Below are 20,711 nucleotides of genomic sequence, written 5' to 3' on the forward strand. Positions count from 1 at the left end.
GCAGAGCAATGCAGCAACTCAATCCTTCCGAAATAAGTGAAATTATCAAGGGTCGCATCGACAAGCTCGATGTAACCTCCCAAGCCCGTAACGAAGGCACTGTCGTCAGCGTATCTGACGGCATCGTGCGGATTCACGGTCTGGCCGACGTAATGTACGGCGAGATGATCGAGTTTCCGGGCGGCGTCTTCGGTATGGCGCTTAACCTTGAGCAAGACTCTGTAGGTGCTGTGGTATTGGGCGCTTACACGACTCTGGCTGAAGGCATGAGCGCCAAGTGCACTGGCCGCATCCTTGAAGTTCCGGTTGGTCCGGAACTGCTGGGTCGCGTAGTCGACGCATTGGGTAACCCAGTTGACGGCAAAGGCCCTCTGAACAACGTCCTCACCGACGCTGTCGAGAAGGTTGCTCCGGGTGTGATCTGGCGTAAGTCGGTAGATCAGCCTGTGCAGACTGGCTACAAGGCTGTAGATGCCATGATCCCTGTCGGCCGTGGCCAGCGTGAGCTGATCATCGGCGACCGTCAGATCGGTAAAACCGCTCTGGCGATCGATGCGATCATCAATCAGAAAAACAGCGGCATCTTCTGCGTCTACGTGGCAATTGGTCAGAAACAATCGACCATCGCCAACGTGGTTCGCAAACTCGAAGAGAACGGCGCGTTGGCTAACACCATCGTCGTTGCTGCCAGTGCTTCCGAATCTGCTGCGTTGCAGTTCCTTGCTCCGTACTCCGGCTGCACCATGGGCGAATACTTCCGTGACCGCGGTGAAGACGCGCTGATCGTTTATGACGATCTGTCCAAGCAAGCAGTGGCTTACCGCCAGATTTCCCTGCTGCTTCGTCGTCCACCAGGCCGTGAAGCTTACCCAGGCGACGTGTTCTATCTCCACTCCCGTCTGTTGGAGCGCGCATCGCGTGTTTCCGTAGAATACGTAGAGAAGTTCACTAACGGTGCTGTGACCGGCAAAACCGGTTCCTTGACCGCGCTGCCGATCATCGAAACCCAGGCTGGCGACGTTTCCGCGTTCGTTCCGACCAACGTGATTTCGATCACCGACGGTCAGATCTTCCTGGAATCGGCCATGTTCAACTCCGGGATTCGTCCTGCTGTGAACGCCGGTGTTTCGGTATCCCGTGTGGGTGGTGCCGCTCAGACCAAGATCATCAAGAAGCTTTCCGGTGGTATCCGTACCGCTCTGGCTCAGTACCGTGAACTGGCGGCATTCGCCCAGTTCGCTTCTGACCTGGACGAAGCCACTCGCAAGCAGCTTGAGCATGGTCAGCGCGTTACCGAGCTGATGAAGCAGAAGCAATACGCGCCGATGTCTATCGCTGATATGTCGTTGTCCCTGTATGCCGCTGAACGTGGCTTCCTGGTGGACATCGAGATTCCAAAAATCGGCAGCTTCGAGCAGGCTCTGATTGCTTACTTCAACCGCGATCACGCCGATTTGATGGCGAAGATCAACGTGAAGGGTGACTTCAATGACGAAATCGACGCTGGCCTCAAAGCCGGTATCGAGAAGTTCAAGGCCACCCAAACCTGGTAAGCCGCAGCGGGGGCCGAGAGGCTCCCGCTTGCTAACCTGATAGGTGTTACATGGCAGGCGCAAAAGAGATTCGCAGTAAGATTGCGAGCATCAAAAGCACGCAAAAGATCACCAGCGCCATGGAAAAAGTGGCGGTCAGCAAAATGCGCAAGGCTCAAATGCGTATGTCCGCTAGCCGTCCTTACGCGGAGCGCATCCGCCAGGTAATCGGACATCTGGCCAACGCCAACCCGGAATACCGCCACCCGTTCATGATCGATCGCGAAGTAAAGCGCGTCGGTTATGTCGTTGTGAGCAGTGACCGTGGTCTGTGTGGTGGCTTGAATACCAACCTGTTCAAGGCTTTGGTCAAGGACATGGCGGTAAACCGTGAAAACGGCGTAGAGATCGATCTGTGCGTGGTCGGCAGCAAAGGTGCGGCATTCTTCCGCAACTTCGGCGGTAACGTCGTCGCTGCGATCAGCCACTTGGGCGAAGAGCCGTCGATCAATGACTTGATCGGCAGCGTCAAGGTGATGCTGGATGCCTACCTGGATGGCCGTATTGATCGCCTGTCCGTGGTATCCAACAAGTTCATCAACACCATGACGCAACAGCCAACGGTGGAGCAGTTGATTCCGCTGGTGGCAACCCCGGATCAAGGACTCAAGCACCACTGGGACTATCTCTACGAACCCGACGCCAAAGAGCTGCTTGACGGCCTGATGGTGCGCTACGTGGAGTCGCAGGTGTACCAGGCGGTTGTCGAGAACAGCGCAGCTGAACAAGCCGCGCGGATGATCGCAATGAAGAACGCCACTGATAACGCCGGTGATTTGATCAGCGATTTGCAACTGGTCTACAACAAGGCGCGTCAGGCTGCGATCACCCAAGAGATCTCGGAAATCGTCGGCGGCGCTGCCGCGGTTTAACGGTTCAAATATTCAGAGGATCCAGCTAATGAGTAGCGGACGTATCGTTCAAATCATCGGCGCCGTGATCGACGTGGAATTCCCACGCGAAAACGTACCGAGCATCTACAACGCGCTGTTGGTACAAAGCGCGGCCGGGACCACCCTGGAAGTTCAGCAACAGCTGGGCGACGGCGTGGTCCGCACCATTGCGATGGGTTCCACCGAGGGCTTGAAGCGCGGTCTGGAAGTCAAAGACACTGGCACAGCCATCTCCGTACCGGTCGGTAAAGCGACCCTGGGCCGGATCATGGACGTACTGGGCAACCCGATCGACGAAGCGGGTCCGATCGATACCGAAGAGCGCTGGGGCATTCACCGTCCTGCGCCAACTTTCGCGGAACAGGCAGGCGGCAACGACCTGCTGGAAACCGGCATCAAGGTTATCGACCTGATCTGCCCGTTCGCCAAAGGCGGTAAAGTCGGTTTGTTCGGTGGTGCCGGTGTAGGCAAAACCGTAAACATGATGGAACTGATCCGTAACATCGCCATGGAACACAGCGGTTATTCCGTGTTCGCTGGTGTGGGCGAGCGTACCCGTGAGGGTAACGACTTCTACCACGAGATGAAGGATTCCAGCGTTCTCGACAAAGTGGCGCTGGTATACGGTCAGATGAACGAGCCGCCGGGTAACCGTCTGCGCGTAGCACTGACCGGCCTGACCATGGCCGAGAAGTTCCGTGACGAAGGTAACGACGTTCTGTTGTTCGTCGACAACATCTATCGTTACACGCTGGCCGGTACTGAAGTATCCGCACTGCTGGGCCGTATGCCTTCTGCAGTAGGTTACCAGCCGACTCTGGCTGAAGAGATGGGCACGCTGCAAGAGCGCATCACTTCGACCAAAAACGGTTCGATCACCTCGATCCAAGCGGTATACGTACCTGCGGATGACTTGACTGACCCGTCGCCTGCGACAACCTTCGCCCACTTGGACGCCACCGTCGTACTGTCCCGTGACATCGCCTCCCTGGGTATCTACCCAGCGGTCGATCCACTCGATTCGACTTCGCGCCAGCTGGACCCGAACGTTATCGGCCAGGATCACTACGACACCGCTCGTGGCGTTCAGTACGTGTTGCAGCGTTACAAAGAACTGAAGGACATCATTGCGATCCTGGGTATGGACGAGCTGTCGGAAGTCGACAAGCAGTTGGTAAACCGTGCTCGTAAGATCCAGCGCTTCTTGTCGCAGCCGTTCTTCGTGGCTGAAGTCTTCACCGGTGCTTCGGGTAAATACGTTTCCCTGAAAGACACCATTGCTGGCTTCAAAGGCATCCTCAACGGTGACTACGACCACCTGCCAGAACAAGCGTTCTACATGGTAGGCGGCATCGAAGAAGCGATCGAGAAAGCCAAAAAACTGTAATCCCGGCGCCCGGCAACGGGCGCTAATCAGGTTGAGGCAAGCAAATGGCTATGACAGTCCATTGCGATATCGTTAGCGCGGAAGGAGAGATTTTCTCCGGTCTGGTCGAGATGGTGATTGCGCACGGCAACCTGGGTGATATTGGTATCGCTCCAGGCCACGCGCCGCTGATCACTGATCTGAAGCCAGGTCCGATCCGCTTGATCAAACAGGGCGGGGAAGCTGAGGTGTATTACATCTCAGGCGGTTTCCTCGAGGTTCAGCCGAACATGGTCAAGGTACTTGCCGACACCGTGCAACGTGCTGCCGACCTGGACGAAGCCTCCGCTCAGCTGGCTGTTAAGGCTGCTGAGAAGGCGCTGCATGAAAGAGGCGCAGATTTCGATTATGGCTCTGCGGCCGCACGTCTGGCCGAGGCTGCAGCTCAGCTGCGCACGATTCAGCAAATTCGCAAAAAATTTGGCGGTTAATCCCGTCGGCTTTCTGCGCGATTGAGAAAAAGGGTAGCCTCGGCTACCCTTTTTCTTTTTTTGAAAATCACCCCCCGGTCACAGCCGCTGACCACCCAGGATTGGTAGCCAGTCATGTCACTCGATATCGTTATTCTCGCCGCAGGCCAGGGCACTCGCATGCGTTCCGCGCTGCCCAAGGTTCTTCATCCGGTGGCCGGGGATTCCATGCTCGGCCATGTTATCCACAGCGCCCGTCAACTTAATCCACAGAGCATCCATGTGGTGATCGGTCATGGCGCCGATATCGTTCGTGAACGTCTGGCCGCAGATGACCTGAACTTCATTTTGCAGGAGAAGCAGCTGGGCACCGGTCACGCTGTTGCGCAGGCGCTGCCTGAGCTGACCGCCGAGAACGTGCTGATCCTGTATGGCGACGTGCCGTTGATCGAAGTGGAAACCCTGCAACGACTGCTGAAAAAAGTCAGCGCCGAGCAGTTGGGGTTGCTGACGGTCAATCTCGCCGATCCCACCGGCTATGGTCGTATCGTGCGTGATGAGCAACAGCGTGTCAGCGCGATCATCGAGCATAAGGATGCGACCGAGGCGCAGAAAGCCATCACTGAGGGCAACACCGGTATTCTCGCGGTGCCTGGCAAGCGACTGGCAGACTGGCTGGGTCGCCTGTCGAACAACAATGCACAGGGCGAGTATTACCTGACCGACGTCATTGCCATGGCCGTGAATGATGGCCTGGTGGTTGCCACTGAGCAGCCCCTCGATGCCATGGAAGTCCAGGGTGCCAACGATCGCAAGCAACTGGCCGAGCTGGAGCGTCATTACCAGCAACGGGAGGCTCGGCGCTTGATGTCTTTGGGGGTGACCTTGCGTGATCCCGCACGTTTCGACGTGCGAGGCGACGTCAGTGTGGGGCGCGACGTTCTGATTGATATCAACGTGATCCTCGAAGGCCGTGTGTTCATCGAAGACGATGTGGTTATTGGTCCGAACTGCGTGATCAAGAACAGCACCCTGCGCAAAGGCTCGGTCATCAAAGCCAGCAGCCATATCGATGGCGCGGTCTTGGGGGAGGGCAGCGATGTTGGTCCCTTTGCTCGTCTTCGCCCAGGTAGCGTGCTGGAAGCGCGCGCGCATGTGGGTAACTTTGTCGAGCTCAAGAACGCGCATCTGGGTGAAGCCGCCAAGGTTGGGCATTTGACTTATCTGGGGGATGCCGAGGTCGGAGCGCGCACCAATATCGGCGCTGGCACCATTACCTGTAACTACGACGGCGCAAACAAATTCAGGACCGTGCTGGGTGAGGACGTATTCATCGGTTCCAATAACTCCCTGGTCGCGCCTGTGGATATCTCATCCGGCGCCACCACGGCGGCGGGTTCCACCATCACTCAAGACGTTGCTGCAAAACAGTTGGCAATCGGCCGTGCACGTCAGCGCAATATCGATGGCTGGAAGCGACCCGTAAAAATCAAGAAAGACTGAAGTTATCCACAGGCGTGGGCATACCCATATCGTTGTAGGAGCTGCCGAAGGCTGCGATAAGGTTGGAACAACCTTAAAAAAATCAAACGCGACGCCAGGTTTCTGAGTGACCGCAGCCTTCGGCAGCACCTGCAGAGTTATCCACAGTTTTTTCAGCTTGACGGAAATACACCAATAGGTTTTGATTGCTTTCGTTATCTTTCGAATCGAAACTTAAACTACCATGTCGAAACGTAATACCCCCCAGCGTCGTCACAATATTCTGGCCTTGCTCAACGAGCAGGGCGAAGTCAGTGTCGACGAATTGGCAAAACGCTTCGAGATCTCGGAGGTGACGATTCGAAAGGATCTTGCCGCGCTTGAAAACAATGGTTTGCTGTTGCGTCGTTATGGCGGTGCCGTCACCATGCCGCAGGAATTGATGAGCGACAGCCAGCCCGTGTCCAAGTACAAGCAAGCCATCGCTCGTGTAGCGGCGTCCTGTATTCGCGAACATGCACGCATCATCGTCGACAGTGGCAGTACCACGGCCGCGCTGATTCCTGAGCTGGGCCGACAGCCCGGGCTAGTGGTGATGACCAACTCTTTGTATGTCGCGAGTGCCTTGAGCGAGCTTGAGCATGAACCGGTGCTGCTCATGACCGGCGGCACCTGGGATCCCCATTCCGAATCGTTCCAGGGACAGGTTGCTGAGCAGGTGTTGCGCTCATACGATTTTGATCAGTTGTTCATTGGCGCCGATGGCATTGATTTGAGCCGCGGGACTACGACGTTCAACGAGCTGCTGGGTTTGAGCAGGGTCATGGCGGAGGTCGCGCGCGAAGTCGTCGTGATGGTCGAAGCCGACAAAGTAGGTCGCAAGATTCCTAACCTGGAGCTGCCCTGGAGCAGCATCCATACCCTTATTACCGATGATCGCTTGCCCACCGAGGCACGCGAGCAGATTCAAGCCCGCGGCATAACCTTGATTTGCGCCGCCGTTTGCTAGGAGAGAACCATGTGTGGAATCGTCGGCGCCGTTGCTGAGCGCAATATCACTGCCATCTTGCTCGAAGGCCTGAAACGCCTTGAGTACCGTGGGTACGACAGCGCAGGCGTCGCTATTTTCAGCAACGCCGGCAAACTGGAGCGTTGCCGTCGTTCGGGCAAGGTCGTTGAGTTGGAGCAAGCCCTTGCTGGCGAGCCATTGGTTGGCCGTTTGGGTATCGCTCATACCCGCTGGGCAACCCATGGCGCCCCGTGCGAGCGCAATGCCCACCCGCATTTCTCCGCTGATGAGTTGGCGGTCGTGCACAACGGTATCATCGAGAACCACGAAGCGCTGCGCGAGCGCTTGAAAGGGCTGGGTTACGTCTTCACGTCGGACACCGACACCGAAGTCATCGTCCACTTGCTGCACCATAAGTTTAAAGACAGTGGCGACCTGACCGTCGCGCTGAAAGCCGCCGTCAAGGAGTTGCACGGTGCTTACGGTTTGGCCGTGATCAGCGCCAAACAGCCTGACCGCTTACTCGCTGCCCGCAGTGGCAGTCCGTTGGTGATCGGTCTGGGTCTGGGCGAGAACTTCCTGGCATCCGATCAGCTTGCACTACGGCAAGTAACTGACCGGTTCATGTACCTGGAAGAAGGCGATATTGCCGAAATTCGCCGCGACAGCGTGCAGATCTGGGCCGTTGACGGTCTGCCGGTCGAGCGTGAAGTGGTGCAATATCGTGAAGACGCCGAAGCGGCGGACAAGGGCAAGTTCCGTCACTTCATGCTCAAGGAAATTCACGAACAACCTAAAGTCGTGCAGCGCACCCTGGAAGGTCGACTTGGCCAGCAGCAGGTGTTGGTACAGGCGTTCGGCCCGCAAGCGGCTGAATTGTTCGCCAAAGTGCGCAATGTGCAAATCGTTGCCTGCGGCACCAGCTACCACGCCGGTATGGTGGCGCGTTATTGGCTCGAAGGTTTGGCCGGCATTCCATGCCAGGTCGAAGTTGCCAGCGAATTCCGCTACCGCAAAGTCGTCGTGCAACCGGACACGCTATTCGTGTCGATCTCACAGTCGGGCGAAACGGCCGACACCCTTGCTGCCTTGCGTAACGCCAAAGAGCTGGGCTTCCTCGCCAGCCTCGCCATTTGCAACGTCAGCATCAGCTCACTGGTGCGTGAGTCCGATCTGACCCTGCTGACCCAGGCCGGTCCGGAAATCGGCGTTGCCTCTACCAAAGCCTTTACCACGCAACTGGTTGCCCTGCTGCTGCTGACTCTGGCGCTTGGGCAGGTCAAAGGCACCCTCGAAGACGGCGTTGAAGCTGAACTGGTTGAAGAACTGCGCCGCCTGCCGACCCGTCTGGGCGAAGCGCTGGCCATGGACAGCACCGTCGAAAAAGTCGCAGAGCTGTTCGCCGACAAGCACCACACCCTGTTCCTTGGCCGTGGCGCGCAGTTCCCGGTGGCCATGGAAGGTGCGCTCAAGCTCAAAGAGATCTCCTACATCCACGCGGAAGCCTACCCGGCCGGCGAACTCAAACACGGTCCGTTGGCGCTGGTCGACAGCGACATGCCCGTCGTCACCGTCGCACCCAACAACGAGCTGCTGGAAAAACTCAAATCCAACCTGCAAGAAGTCCGCGCACGCGGCGGTGAATTGATCGTCTTCGCTGACGAGCACGCCGGGATGAGCAACGGCGTAGGCACCCACGTCATCGCCATGCCGCACATCATCGACACCCTGGCGCCGATTCTCTACACCATCCCGCTGCAACTGCTGTCTTACTACGTCGCCGTACTCAAAGGCACCGACGTCGACCAACCGCGTAACCTCGCTAAATCGGTGACTGTGGAATAAGTTATCCACAGGTGGATAAAATTTTTTGCTTTTGACAAAGCCCGCATTAGCGGGCTTTTTCATTATGCGCCAGGCATGTCGCGTTGCGCGTAAGCACAACCAGTTTGGCGGTGGTGGCATGTGGCGGCGGGACACCGTTGCTGTCGAATATCCTGCTCGGCGAACTCGACCGAGAGTTGGAACGGCGGGGTCATCGCTTCGTGCGCTATGCCGATGATGCGAACATTTATGTGGGAGATGTCGTGCTGGCGAGCGAGTGCTGTACAACATCGAGTGCTTCCTGAGTCAGCTTCTGAAATTGACGTTGAACAGGGGAAGAAGCCGCACCCGGCTCAAAGAGGCGCTGCACGAAGTGCGAGAAGTGCACCGTAATAGTTATAAGTATAATGACGTCATTTTATAACAGTCACAAAAGCTATGGGTGCGACTAGAACATACAAGCCCTATTAAATGCCATTCAGGCCATTGAATAAACTCCAGTTTCAGATTCGCATGAAGGAAGTTTCCTACAGACTTTTGCGAACTTAAATGTGCGAAGTTGGAGGTAAGAAACCGGTCACCATTCCATCAGACGTTTCCGTATGAGTGTGGTGGAGTTTTCCTACATACGCAGAAACTGTCGCCTCTTAAGATCGCCGCCATTGTCCGAGGTAGCTGATTATGGTGTGCGATAAAAGGAGTGTGCTCAGCGCGCCTTCATGGAGTTGTTTTAGCGCACCTGCATTAGTAGGTATTCATGCACCGATGCGCGTTTCGTGTGGCGCAGACGGGGCGTGCCTCGGATGACGTACTCACGCGAGTTGTCTGCTCGTTACCTCGATCTCGCGAAAGTGCCTGTCTCCAAGGAGCACTTCGCCGGGGACGATATTCGCTTTTCCAACGAATACGAGGCATTGGAAACTGAGTTGGGCAAGGCCTACTCACTGCATGAGAACAGCCAGATCGACTGGCAAAAGGTCCTCGATGACAGCGAATTGATCTTGCGTGATCACTCCAAAGACCTGCGTGTGGCGGTTTGGCTGGCGTGGGCCCTGTACCAAAAAGATTCGTTTGCAGGCTTGTTGGCAGGGTTCGGTCTGCTTCATCACCTTTGCAAAGATCACTGGGCGCTCCTGCACCCGCTCAAACCGCGTACCCGTATCGCTGCCTTCAATTGGTTGCTGCCGCGCCTTGAGCAGGTGTTGGCGGAGAGCGTGCCGATCAAAGAACAGTTGTCCCTGTTCAGGCGTCTGGTGGAGCACCTTGAGGGCCTGGATGCCGCGCTGACGCTGCACCTGGGCGACGATGCCCCGTTGTTGTTACCGATCCGGCGACGGCTGGCAGCCATGGTGCAGCGCGCAGCGAACAACCAGCCTGAGCCAGGGGCGATGGGTGCGGTGTTCGCTCAGGTGAAGCAGGCGGCCACTCAACTCTTCACCCCGGGTTCGCCCATCGACAATGAAAGGGATGCGCAAAAAGCCCTGCGCGTGCAGCTGGAAAATGCGCGGCCTTTGTGCGCCTGGTGGTTACGCCAGAAAGCCACCGACCTGCGTGCCTTGCGCCTTAATCGGACCCTGCTATGGCTGACGATTGAGGCGCTCCCGGAGCGCAACGCCGAACACATCACCGTTTTGCGCGGGCTGCCTGCGGACAGGCTGAAAAACTATCAAGAGCGCCTGGATCAAGGGCAGTACGCCGATTTGCTCGTGGATCTGGAGGCCAGCCTTGCCGTCTCGCCGTTCTGGTTCGACGGTCAACGCATGGTGTGGGAGTGCCAGCAGCGGCTCAATGCCGATTTGGCCATGCGCGAAGTTGAAGTGCAGCTTTCGCTGTTGCTGCAGCGCTTGCCAGGAATAGTCGACCTGCGCTTTCACGACGGTGTGCCGTTTGCGGATGACGCTACGCGTAGCTGGATCAGTGCCCATGTGTTGGTGCATCTGCAAGCTGTCAATGCGCCCAGCACGGCGCAGAGCGATAGCAGTCAAGCCGTCTGGGAAGACGCATTGCAAGACGTTTTGCCCGTTTTGCGCCGTGATGGCCTCAAGGCAGCCGTGCAGATTCTCAAGCAGGGCCTGCAGAGCGCCCATGGTGGAAGGGTGCGATTTTTCTGGCAATTGAGCCTCGCTCGGCTGTGTTACCAGGCCAAGAAGTACGAGCTGGCCAAGACCCAGTTAGAGACCCTCGATCAACAATTACGGGATGCAGGCCTTGATGCCTGGGAGCCCGACCTTGCGCTGCAAGTGCTGCACCTCCTGTATAGCTGCTGCGAACTGTTGCCGCAAAACCAAGTGGTGCGAGAGCGCAAGGAAGATGTTTACCACCGGTTGTGCCACCTCGATCTTGAAGTAGTACTTCCCTAGGCCCTCGGGTCATAACCGCAAGGAGAAACACCATGGCCAAAGAAGGCTCGGTAGCCCCTAAAGAACGCATCAACGTCACTTTCAAGCCCGCGCTTGGCAATGCTCAAGAAGAAATCGAGCTGCCGCTGAAGCTGCTGGTACTGGGTGATTTCACCCAGCAAGCGGATGAACGCAAAGTTGAGGATCGCAAGCCGATCAGCATCGATAAAAACAACTTTGACGACGTGCTGGCCAACCAAAAACTGCGCCTGACGCTGAGCGTACCCAATCGTCTTCAGGAGGAGGGCGGCCCCGATGAGTTGGCGATCAACCTCGAGGTCAACTCGATGAAACATTTTGGGCCGGCCAACCTGATTGAGCAGATTCCAGAGTTGAAAAAGCTCATGGACCTGCGGGACGCGCTCGTGGCCCTCAAAGGCCCCTTGGGTAATGCGCCTGCCTTCCGAAAGGCTATCGAAGGTGTGCTCGCCGACGATGAAGCGCGCGCCCGTGTTCTGGGTGAACTGAACATGAACGCCGCCGCATCGCCGGACGCTTGAGACCTCATCAGCAAAGGAAGCCACCTCTATGAGCACTAAAGCTGCACAGCAAAAAAGTACTGAAACACTCGAAGGCGGCATTCTCGACCGCATCATCGCCGAGACCCGACTCAGCCCCAATGACGATGCGTACTTAATCGCCAAGCGCGGTGTATCGGCCTTCATCGAAGAGCTGCTCAAGCCGCAGAACAACGGCGAGCCTGTAAAGAAAGCCATGGTTGATCGCATGATCGCCGAGATCGATGCCAAGCTCAGCTGCCAGATGGACGAGATTCTGCACCACGCTGAATTCCAGGCGCTGGAAGCTTCATGGCGTGGTCTGCTGCTGTTGGTTGAGCGCACCAACTTCCGTGAAAACATCAAGATCCAGGTGCTTAACGTTTCCAAGCAAGACCTGCTGGATGATTTTGAAGACTCGCCGGAAGTTATGCAGTCGGGTCTTTACAAGCATGTTTATACCGCTGAATACGGTCAGTTCGGTGGCGAGCCCGTCGGCGCAATCATCGCTAACTACTTCTTCTCGCCAAGTTCGCCCGATGTTAAAACCATGCAGTATGTTTCCAGCATTGCATGTATGGCGCACGCGCCGTTTATCGCGGCGGCGGGTCCGAAGTTTTTCGGTCTGGAAAGTTTTACTGGCTTGCCCGATCTGAAAGACCTTAAAGATCACTTTGGCGGTCCGCAATTCGCCAAATGGCAAAGTTTCCGTCAACAGGAAGACGCGCGTTATGTCGGCCTGACGGTGCCGCGCTTCCTGCTGCGTAATCCTTACGACCCTGAAGAAAATCCGGTGAAGACCTTTGTCTACAAAGAAAATGTCGCCACCAGTCACGAACACTATCTGTGGGGCAACACGGCCTACACATTTGCAACCAAGTTGACCGACAGTTTCGCCAAGTTCCGCTGGTGCCCGAACATCATCGGTCCACAGAGCGGGGGGGCGGTCGAAGATCTGCCGCTGCATCACTTCCACAGCATGGGTGAAATCGAAACCAAGATTCCAACTGAAGTATTAGTTTCTGACCGTCGTGAATATGAGTTGGCGGAAGAGGGCTTTATTTCCCTGACCATGCGCAAGGGTAGCGACAACGCTGCGTTCTTCTCGGCCAGTTCGGTGCAGAAGCCGAAGTTTTTTGGCAACAGTGAAGAAGACAAAACTGCGGAGCTGAATTACAAACTGGGTACCCAGCTGCCTTACATGTTCATCATCAATCGTCTGGCGCATTACCTCAAAGTGCTGCAACGCGAACAACTGGGCTCCTGGAAGGAACGTACCGACCTTGAGCAAGAGTTGAACAAATGGATTCGTCAGTACGTCGCAGACCAGGAAAACCCGAGCTCTGAAGTCCGTGGCCGCCGCCCGCTGCGTGCCGCAAAAATCGTCGTGAGCGACGTTGAAGGCGAGCCTGGCTGGTACCGCGTCAGCTTGAACGTGCGCCCGCACTTCAAATACATGGGGGCGGATTTCACCTTGTCGCTGGTCGGCAAGTTGGACAAAGAGTAAACGGAGCGACGTCATGACGGCATACGGCAGCCTTTTCGAGCGCCTTGGCGGCGACACCCATAAGCGAAGTGAATCAAGTCGCGAGGACTGCGCCATGGACTCGGTGGCTGCCCACTTGGCAAAAATGCTCAGTACCCGTGCGGGCAGCGTGCAGACGCTGCCCGACTACGGGCTGCCGGACCTGAACAATATGAGCTTGAGCCTGCATGAATCCTTGAGTCAGGCCAGCTCGGCCATAGAGGGCTTCGTGAACGCGTATGAGCCGCGCCTGGCCGATGTGAAAGTCCATTCTCTCCCGAACGAGAACGACCCCTTAAGACTGGCATTCACTATTGAGGGCTTGCTTGAAGTGAATGGCATCAAGCGCCGGGTGAGTTTTTCCGCGCGCCTGAACAGCAATGGACAGGTCACGGTTAAGTAGCAAGTCTCCTTTTTTATCAGCGAAAGCATGTGTTCCACGTGGAACATTTTTTATCTGAAGCGGCACTGTCGCACCCGCAAAACTCAACCACGCAGTGTGCGTGCAGGAAGGTTATCGCCCGTGTCGTTTAATCAGTACTACCAAAACGAACTGAACGCACTGCGTCAGTTGGGCGGCGCTTTCGCTGAGCGTAACCCGGCGTTGGCGCCTTTTCTCGGGCAGAGCGGGCGTGATCCAGATGTGGAACGTCTGCTTGAGGGGTTTGCGTTTCTCACCGGACGTCTGCGACAGAAACTCGATGATGAGCTGCCCGAGCTGACCCATTCGTTGATGTACCTGTTGTGGCCGAACTACATGCGGCCGTTACCGGCGTTCAGCATGTTGCAGTTCGACCCATTGAAGCAGGCGGGTCCGGCACTCTTGGCTGAACGCAATATGCATGTTGAAAGCCTGGCGCTTGATGGCGTGGTGTGTGGTTTCAGCACGTGCTACGCCACCGAGGTATTGGCCCTGAAGTTGGGCGCGTTGAACTATTCGGAAAATGGCGACGGCGCCCTGCTGACGCTGCGGCTGGATATGACGTGTGACGGGCACCTTGGCGAGCTTGAGCTAAGCCGTCTTCGTCTGCATTTTGCGGGCGAACCCTACATCAGCCAAACGCTTCACCTCAGCCTGCTGCGCCACCTCGACAGTATCGAGGTGATTCCGCTGGACGCTAAACATGAGCACATGAAAGGCGAGGGTCACGACACGTTGTCATTCATGTTGCCGAGGGAAAACGTCCAGCCCGTCGGATTTGCCGAAGATGAGGCATTGATTCCTTACCCGCTGAACACCTTCCGCGGTTATCGGTATTTGCAGGAGTACTTCGCGTTCCAGGACAAGTTTCTGTTCGTTGACCTGTCCGGGCTGGATGTTCTCGGAGGTTTGCCAGAGGCCACACTCAAGCAAGCGCGGGGTGTCCTGCTGCGGTTCACCATCAATAAAAACGGCATGCAGCGCCAGCGCCCTACGCTGAATAACGTGAAGTTGTATTGCACGCCCATCGCCAACCTGTTCAAGCACCATGCGTCGCCGATCAGGTTTGATGGCAGGGAAGACGAGTACCTGTTGCTACCCGATGAAAAGAATCGGGGGAACTATGGTGTGTTTTCCGTTGATCGCGTGAGCGCCAGTCACAAAGGCGAAGCTGATGCGAAGGTGTTCGTGCCCTTCGAGTCCTTCGAGCACGACCCCAGCTTCGATGTGCTACAGGCCCGTCCGCATTACAGCGTCAGGCAGCGTCAATCATTGCTGCACGAGGGGCTGGACACTTTCCTGAGCTTTGGCGTTCAGGGCTCGGACTGCTCTGACACAGTGTCCATCGAGCTGACCTGCACCAATCAGAATTTGCCGCGTCGGCTTAAGAGTGGGGATATCTGCGTGGCGGCGCCGGGCGCGCGTGAGTCCCTGACTTTTCGCAATATCCTCAGCCCGACGTCGAGTTATCCACCGCCCCTGGACAGCGACTTCTTGTGGAAGTTGATCAGCAACATGTCGCTGAACTACGTGTCCCTCGTCAACGTCAATGCGCTCAAGGTGATTCTCGAAACCTACGACCTGCCGCGCTATTACGACCAACAGGCACGTAACGCCAGCAAAACCCGCCTTAACGGTTTGAAGTCAATCAGCCACCAACCCGTTGACCGTCTACACCGCGGCTTGCCTCTGCGCGGTTTGCGCACGGAACTGGTCATGGATCCTAAAGGCTACGTTGGCGAAGGCGACATGTTCCTCTTCGCATCGGTGCTCAACGAGTTCTTCGCGCTCTACGCCAGCCTCAATTCGTATCACGAACTGCACGTGAAAAGCACACAGGGAGAGGAGTACCAATGGACGCCACGAATGGGCCAGCAGCCCTTGCTTTAAGCGGGTTAAGCAAGGCCATACGCGAGTATTCGATCTTCCAGGCGGTGCCACAGATCATGGAACGGCTGCGTCAATCCAATGCCCCGATGAATGACGAGCAGTTGTATGACCTGCTGGAATTTCAGGCCAGCCCAAGTTTTGGTTTTCCTGGCAGCGATATCGACCGCGTGCAGTTCTTTGAAGAGCACGGGGTAATGCGGGCACGCCTGCGTCTTAACCTGGTCAGCCTGATGGGGTCGGCTTCGCCGCTGCCAGCCTTCTATGGCGAGCAAGCCTTGGGTGATCGCGAAGAAGGCAATTCGACGCGTGATTTCCTCGACCTTTTTCATCATCGATTGCAACGTTTGTTGCTACCGATCTGGCGCAAATATCGCTATCACGCGCGTTTCGAAAGCAAGGCGCGGGACCCGTTTTCGGCACAGCTGTTCGCCTTGATCGGGCTGGGTGGTGAGGCCATTCGCGAGGCCGAGGAGCTGAACTGGAATCGGTTATTGCCTTACTTGGGCTTGCTCAGCCTGCGTGCTCATTCGGCGGCGCTGATTGAGTCCGTGCTGCGTTACTACTTCAAGCACGCCGAGCTGGTCATTGAACAGTGCGTCGAGCGCACCGTGCGGATTCGTGAAGAGCAACGCAATCGTCTTGGCGCCGCCAATAACCGACTGGGCGAGGACCTTGTGCTGGGCGAGCGAGTGCGCGATTGCGGCGGCAAGTTTCGCGTGCACGTCCGTGAACTGAGTTGGCAGAGCTTTCACGACTTTCTCCCCATTGGCACTGGCTACCAGCCGTTATGCGCGCTGGTGCGTTTCACCCTGCGAGACCCGCTTGATTACGACATTCGACTGGTACTGCGTCATGAAGAAATTCGTGAGCTACGCCTCGACCCGCAGAACGACTGCCGTCTTGGCTGGACCAGCTGGCTAGGACGCGAACGCGCCGACGGCATCGTCACCCTCGGCAGCAAAATTCATTAAGGACGCCTGATTATGATCAACGTAGACCTGCAACAACTTATCCAGGCGTTGGACGCCGAAACCCGCCGCGATCTGGAAGGTTCTGCCGAGCGTTGTGTGGCCCGTGGCGGCAGCATGATTCTGGTCGAAGACCTGCTGCTGGCGCTGCTTGAACGGCCGCAGGGGTTGTTGGCGCGGGCACTGTTGGACGCACAGGTCGATGCCGGTGAGCTGGCTGCTGCATTGCAACCGCGAGTCGAGCACAGCGCTTCGCGCAATCCAGTGTTTGCGCCCGAATTGGTGCAATGGCTGCAAGACGCCTTACTGGTTGCCAATCTGGAGCTGGGCCAGAGCCAAGTGGAGCAGGCCGCGTTGATTCTGGCACTGCTGCGTAACCCGATGCGTTATGCCGGCAGTCGTTATCAGGCACTGCTGGCCACGTTGGACGGTGATCGCCTGCGGGACTTTGCGTTGTCAGAAAAAGCCGAGCCGGACGCCGCCGGTAAACCCGCCGTAACAGGTGAGTCACTGCTTGCACGCTTCACTCACAACCTGACTCAGCAAGCCCGTGACGGCAAGCTCGATCCGGTGTTGTGCCGTGATGGGGCTATTCGCCAGATGATCGATATCCTGGCTCGTCGGCGGAAAAACAACCCCATTGTGGTGGGTGAAGCGGGGGTCGGCAAAACCGCCATCGTTGAAGGGCTGGCCTTGCGCATTGCGCGGGGCGAAGTGCCGCAGGCCCTCAAGGGCGTCGAATTGCTGTCGCTGGACATGGGCTTGCTGCAAGCCGGTGCCAGCGTCAAAGGTGAGTTCGAACGGCGCTTGAAAGGCGTGATTGATGAAGTCAAAGCATCACCCAAACCGATCACCCTGTTTATTGATGAGGCCCACACCTTGATCGGCGCGGGAGGCCAGGCGGGAGGCTCGGATGCCGCTAACCTGCTCAAGCCGGCGCTGGCCCGTGGTGAGTTACGCACCATCGCCGCGACCACCTGGGCCGAGTACAAAAAGTATTTTGAAAAAGACCCGGCATTGGCGCGACGTTTCCAGCCGGTACGGCTGCATGAGCCGACGGTCAGTGAGGCAATCACTATTCTGCGTGGCCTGGCGCCGATTTATGAAAAGAGCCACGGCATCTATCTGCGTGACGATGCGGTCGTGGCTGCGGCCGAATTGTCGGCGCGTTATCTCTCGGGACGACTGCTGCCGGACAAGGCTGTTGATGTGCTCGACACCGCGTGTGCCAGGGTGCGCATCAGCCTCGCCGCCGCGCCGGAATGTCTGGAGAAGGTGCGCAGCGAGTTGGCCGAAGGAGGGCGCCAACGCATTGCGTTGCGTCGCGATGCCGAGGCAGGACTGCTGATTGATCAAGACGCACTGAGCGTATTGGAAGAGCGCCTTGAAGAGGCCGAGCACGAACAACAAGCGCTGGAAAAAAACTGGGGCGAACAACGGCAACTCGCTGAGCGCCTGCTTGAGTTGCGTCAGCAGTTGGCGCTGGCGCGTGCCGTGGAAAGCGATGACGTCGGTGCAACCACTGAGGATGCAGCCTCCGGTATAGCGGCCCTCGAAGCCGAATTGCAGGCAACCCATCGCACGCTGATTGAGGCGCAAGCGCTGGAACGACTGGTGAGTTTTGAGGTGTGCCCGCGCCAGGTTGCCGAAGTGATCAGCGCCTGGACGGGCGTGCCTTTGGCGCAGCTGGCGCGTGAACACAACGCCAGGGTTGCCAGCTTTGCCACCGATTTGCGCGCGCGGATTCGGGGGCAAGAGCAGGCGGTGCATGCACTGGATCGTTCGATGCGCGCTACCGCAGCCGGGCTGAACAAACCGGATGCACCGGTCGGGGTCTTCCTGTTGGTCGGTCCTAGCGGCGTGGGTAAAACCGAAACCGCGCTGGTGCTGGCGGACCTGCTATACGGCGGTGAGCGTTTTCTCACCACCATCAACATGTCTGAATTTCAGGAGAAACACACCGTTTCCCGCTTGATCGGTGCGCCACCTGGCTATGTCGGTTATGGCGAAGGCGGCATGCTAACCGAAGCCGTTCGGCAGAAGCCGTACTCGGTGGTGCTGCTCGACGAGGTCGAAAAAGCCGATCCCGACGTCCTGAATCTGTTTTACCAAATATTCGACAAGGGCATCGCCAATGATGGCGAGGGGCGTGAAATCGACTTCCGCAACACGTTGATCCTGATGACCTCGAACCTGGCCAGCGAGCGTATCAATGCGCTCTGCAGCAACGGCAATCGTCCCACTGCCGAAGCGCTGGAAGAGGCGATTCGCCCGGTGCTCAGCCAGCACTTCAAACCGGCACTGCTGGCGCGGATGCGAGTGGTGCCTTACTACCCGGTCAGTGGCCCGGTATTGCGCGAACTGATCGAGATCAAGCTGCAACGTCTGGCCGAGCGTCTGACGCGACGCCGACTGGATTTCAGCCACTGTCAGGCGCTGGTCGATCATCTGGCCGAGCGCTGTACCCAGAGCGACAGTGGCGCGCGCCTGATCGACTACTTGCTCGATTCCCACGTGCTGCCATTGATTGCCGACCGCCTGCTCGACGCCATGGCCGCAGGGGAATCACTCAAGCGGGTGCACGCGACCCTCGATGGTCACGGTGCTGTCGTGTGCGAGTTTGCGTGAGGTGGGCGTGATGTTCACATAGGTGCCGCAACCCTTGCGTTTCGCTCAGGCGCTGTTGGCGCAGTTTACCCAGCTGTCCCGGGCTGACGATGGGGCGACCTTGCTGGGCGATTTCGTGCGTGCGTCCGCCGAGCTCAGCGCGTGTGAACTCAGTCAGTTGTATCTGCTGGATGCCACGCATACCCGGCTCGTTCTGAATGCCGAATATTGGCAGGGACTTTTACAGCCAAGAGCCGCCACAAGCCTGCCTGCGGATTACGATGGCGAGCAGCTGCTGCAATACGCGCTGTGCCAAAACAAAGTGCTCAGCCTGTGCGAGTTGAATGCCAGCCTGCACGAGACCGGTTTTCTGCCACCGGGCGCAAAGCCTTGGAAATCACTGCTGTGCGTGCCACTGCTCGATCAACACAAGGCCGTCCGTGGTTTGTTGGTCTGCGCGAGTCGTGACCATCGCGAACTCGCGGGATTCGCCGATTCGCTGGGGCAACTGGGTTCGTTCGCCCTCGGGCAGATGCGCCTGCTGCAGCCATCGCGCCGATCACCCGGCGCGTCGCCTTCGTCGGTCGACGTGGTGCCGGTCGCCAGTGGCTTCGGACTGATCGGTAAAAGTCCGGCCATGCGCCAGACCTGCAAGCTGATCAGCAAGGTGCTGAACAACCCTTATACCGTGCTGCTCATGGGCGAAACCGGCACCGGCAAGGAGGTCGTGGCGCGCGCTATTCATGACAGCGGGTCGCGGAGTTCCAAAGCATTCATTGTGCAGAATTGCGCGGCGTTTCCTGAGAGCTTGCTGGAAAGCGAGCTGTTCGGTTACCGCAAAGGTGCTTTCACCGGTGCTGACCGTGACCGCGTGGGCCTGTTCGATGCGGCTGATGGCGGGACCCTGTTGCTCGATGAGATTGGCGACATGCCCCTGTCGCTGCAAGCGAAGCTTTTGCGTGTGCTGCAAGAAGGCGAGATCCGCCCGTTGGGTTCCAACGACACGCACAAAATCGACGTGCGCATCATCGCCGCGACTCATTGCGACCTTATTGCCCGGGTGGCCGATGGTCGCTTTCGCGAAGACCTGTATTACCGCTTGGCGCAATTTCCCATCGAGCTGCCAGCGCTTCGGGACCGTGGCGGTGACGCGTTGGACCTTGCGCGGCATTTCGCCCGTCAGGCCTGCACCTTTCTCAAGCTCGATCAGTTGGACTGGTCCGACGCCGCGCTCGACCACCTGTGCGGCTACGCCTTCCCCGGCAATGTCCGCGAACTGAAGGGGCTCGTCGAGCGCGCCATTCTGCTGTGCGAAGGCGATGAGTTACTGCCCGAGCACTTTGCCCTGCGGCGTGCGCCAGAGCCGGCTGACGGTGGGCTGAACCTGCGCGCACGCCTGGGGCAGATCGAACGCGGTCTGTTGCTCGATTGCCTGCGCAAGACCGATGGCAATCAAACCATCGCCGCCCGCCAATTGGGACTGCCACGTCGCACCCTGCTGTATCGCATGGCTCGTTTGAATATCCGCGCTTGCGATGTGGGGAGTTGAGCCGCGCATGTCGATCCCGTTTTTGCACCCATCCCGTTCCTTGCAGCATTGCCTGCACTCACTCATGGAGACCCTCTGATGTCCGTTCGTCACTGGCCGGCTGTCTTGCTGGCGCTGCTCATTTCAAGCGCCCTTGGCGGCTGTAGCGGCAACTACAAATTCAACGACGACACCTATCGTCCCCTGGGTGACCCGCATGTGGTCAATCGCGGCAAGTGA

Annotated in this window: 16 protein-coding genes and 1 pseudogene; all 17 read left to right on the forward strand. The window is 57.6% G+C overall.

What is annotated here, in order from left to right:
* Positions 1-8 precede the first annotated feature (8 nt).
* Positions 9-1,553: a F0F1 ATP synthase subunit alpha gene (gene atpA, locus K0F75_RS18410; protein WP_219063392.1), complete on the forward strand. Its 1,545-nt coding sequence runs from the start codon at positions 9-11 to the stop codon at positions 1,551-1,553.
* 50 nt (positions 1,554-1,603) lie between these two features.
* Positions 1,604-2,464 carry a F0F1 ATP synthase subunit gamma gene (atpG, locus tag K0F75_RS18415; RefSeq protein WP_219063393.1) on the forward strand — a complete coding sequence of 287 codons (861 nt, stop codon included), beginning with the start codon at positions 1,604-1,606 and terminating at the stop codon, positions 2,462-2,464.
* Positions 2,465-2,492: 28 nt separating this feature from the next.
* Positions 2,493-3,872: a F0F1 ATP synthase subunit beta gene (gene atpD, locus K0F75_RS18420; protein ID WP_219063394.1), complete on the forward strand. Its 1,380-nt coding sequence runs from the start codon at positions 2,493-2,495 to the stop codon at positions 3,870-3,872.
* 44 nt (positions 3,873-3,916) lie between these two features.
* Positions 3,917-4,342, forward strand: coding sequence for a F0F1 ATP synthase subunit epsilon (locus K0F75_RS18425; protein WP_219063395.1), 426 nt, complete (start codon positions 3,917-3,919; stop codon positions 4,340-4,342).
* Between the two features lie 114 nt (positions 4,343-4,456).
* A complete protein-coding gene (gene glmU, locus K0F75_RS18430; protein ID WP_219063396.1) occupies positions 4,457-5,824 on the forward strand; it encodes a bifunctional UDP-N-acetylglucosamine diphosphorylase/glucosamine-1-phosphate N-acetyltransferase GlmU in 1,368 nt (455 codons plus the stop codon).
* A 223-nt stretch (positions 5,825-6,047) separates the two neighbouring features.
* Positions 6,048-6,812 (forward strand): DeoR/GlpR family DNA-binding transcription regulator, encoded by a 765-nt coding sequence (locus K0F75_RS18435; protein ID WP_219063397.1) that lies wholly within the window; start codon positions 6,048-6,050, stop codon positions 6,810-6,812.
* Between the two features lie 9 nt (positions 6,813-6,821).
* Positions 6,822-8,657, forward strand: a complete 1,836-nt coding sequence (gene glmS, locus K0F75_RS18440; RefSeq protein WP_219063398.1) for a glutamine--fructose-6-phosphate transaminase (isomerizing) — start codon at positions 6,822-6,824, stop codon at positions 8,655-8,657.
* Positions 8,658-8,788: 131 nt separating this feature from the next.
* Positions 8,789-8,982 (forward strand): annotated as a pseudogene (locus K0F75_RS25845) (group II intron reverse transcriptase/maturase); the annotation flags it as partial.
* Positions 8,983-9,439: 457 nt separating this feature from the next.
* Positions 9,440-10,996 (forward strand): type VI secretion system protein TssA, encoded by a 1,557-nt coding sequence (tssA, locus tag K0F75_RS18445; protein ID WP_219063399.1) that lies wholly within the window; start codon positions 9,440-9,442, stop codon positions 10,994-10,996.
* A 32-nt stretch (positions 10,997-11,028) separates the two neighbouring features.
* Positions 11,029-11,535 (forward strand): type VI secretion system contractile sheath small subunit, encoded by a 507-nt coding sequence (tssB, locus tag K0F75_RS18450; RefSeq protein WP_219063400.1) that lies wholly within the window; start codon positions 11,029-11,031, stop codon positions 11,533-11,535.
* Positions 11,536-11,563: 28 nt separating this feature from the next.
* Positions 11,564-13,039 (forward strand): type VI secretion system contractile sheath large subunit, encoded by a 1,476-nt coding sequence (gene tssC / locus K0F75_RS18455; protein ID WP_219063401.1) that lies wholly within the window; start codon positions 11,564-11,566, stop codon positions 13,037-13,039.
* Between the two features lie 13 nt (positions 13,040-13,052).
* Complete coding sequence (gene tssE / locus K0F75_RS18460; RefSeq protein WP_219063402.1) at positions 13,053-13,460, forward strand: type VI secretion system baseplate subunit TssE; 408 nt, start codon at positions 13,053-13,055, stop codon at positions 13,458-13,460.
* A gap of 120 nt (positions 13,461-13,580) precedes the next feature.
* Complete coding sequence (tssF, locus tag K0F75_RS18465; RefSeq protein ID WP_219063403.1) at positions 13,581-15,368, forward strand: type VI secretion system baseplate subunit TssF; 1,788 nt, start codon at positions 13,581-13,583, stop codon at positions 15,366-15,368.
* Positions 15,332-16,339, forward strand: a complete 1,008-nt coding sequence (gene tssG / locus K0F75_RS18470) for a type VI secretion system baseplate subunit TssG (RefSeq protein WP_219063404.1) — start codon at positions 15,332-15,334, stop codon at positions 16,337-16,339. The genes tssF and tssG overlap by 37 nt, the downstream gene beginning before the upstream one ends.
* A 6-nt stretch (positions 16,340-16,345) precedes the next feature.
* A complete protein-coding gene (tssH, locus tag K0F75_RS18475; protein ID WP_219063416.1) occupies positions 16,346-18,964 on the forward strand; it encodes a type VI secretion system ATPase TssH in 2,619 nt (872 codons plus the stop codon).
* Positions 18,965-18,986: 22 nt separating this feature from the next.
* The gene (locus K0F75_RS18480) at positions 18,987-20,492 is read left to right on the forward strand and encodes a sigma 54-interacting transcriptional regulator (protein ID WP_257604432.1); all 1,506 of its coding nucleotides are present in this window, start codon (positions 18,987-18,989) and stop codon (positions 20,490-20,492) included.
* A 78-nt stretch (positions 20,493-20,570) separates the two neighbouring features.
* Entirely contained in the window at positions 20,571-20,711 is a 141-nt protein-coding gene (locus K0F75_RS18485) for a type VI secretion protein (RefSeq protein ID WP_219063405.1), read from the forward strand.

The organism is Pseudomonas sp. UMAB-08, assembly GCF_900095225.1.
Classification (GTDB): domain Bacteria; phylum Pseudomonadota; class Gammaproteobacteria; order Pseudomonadales; family Pseudomonadaceae; genus Aquipseudomonas.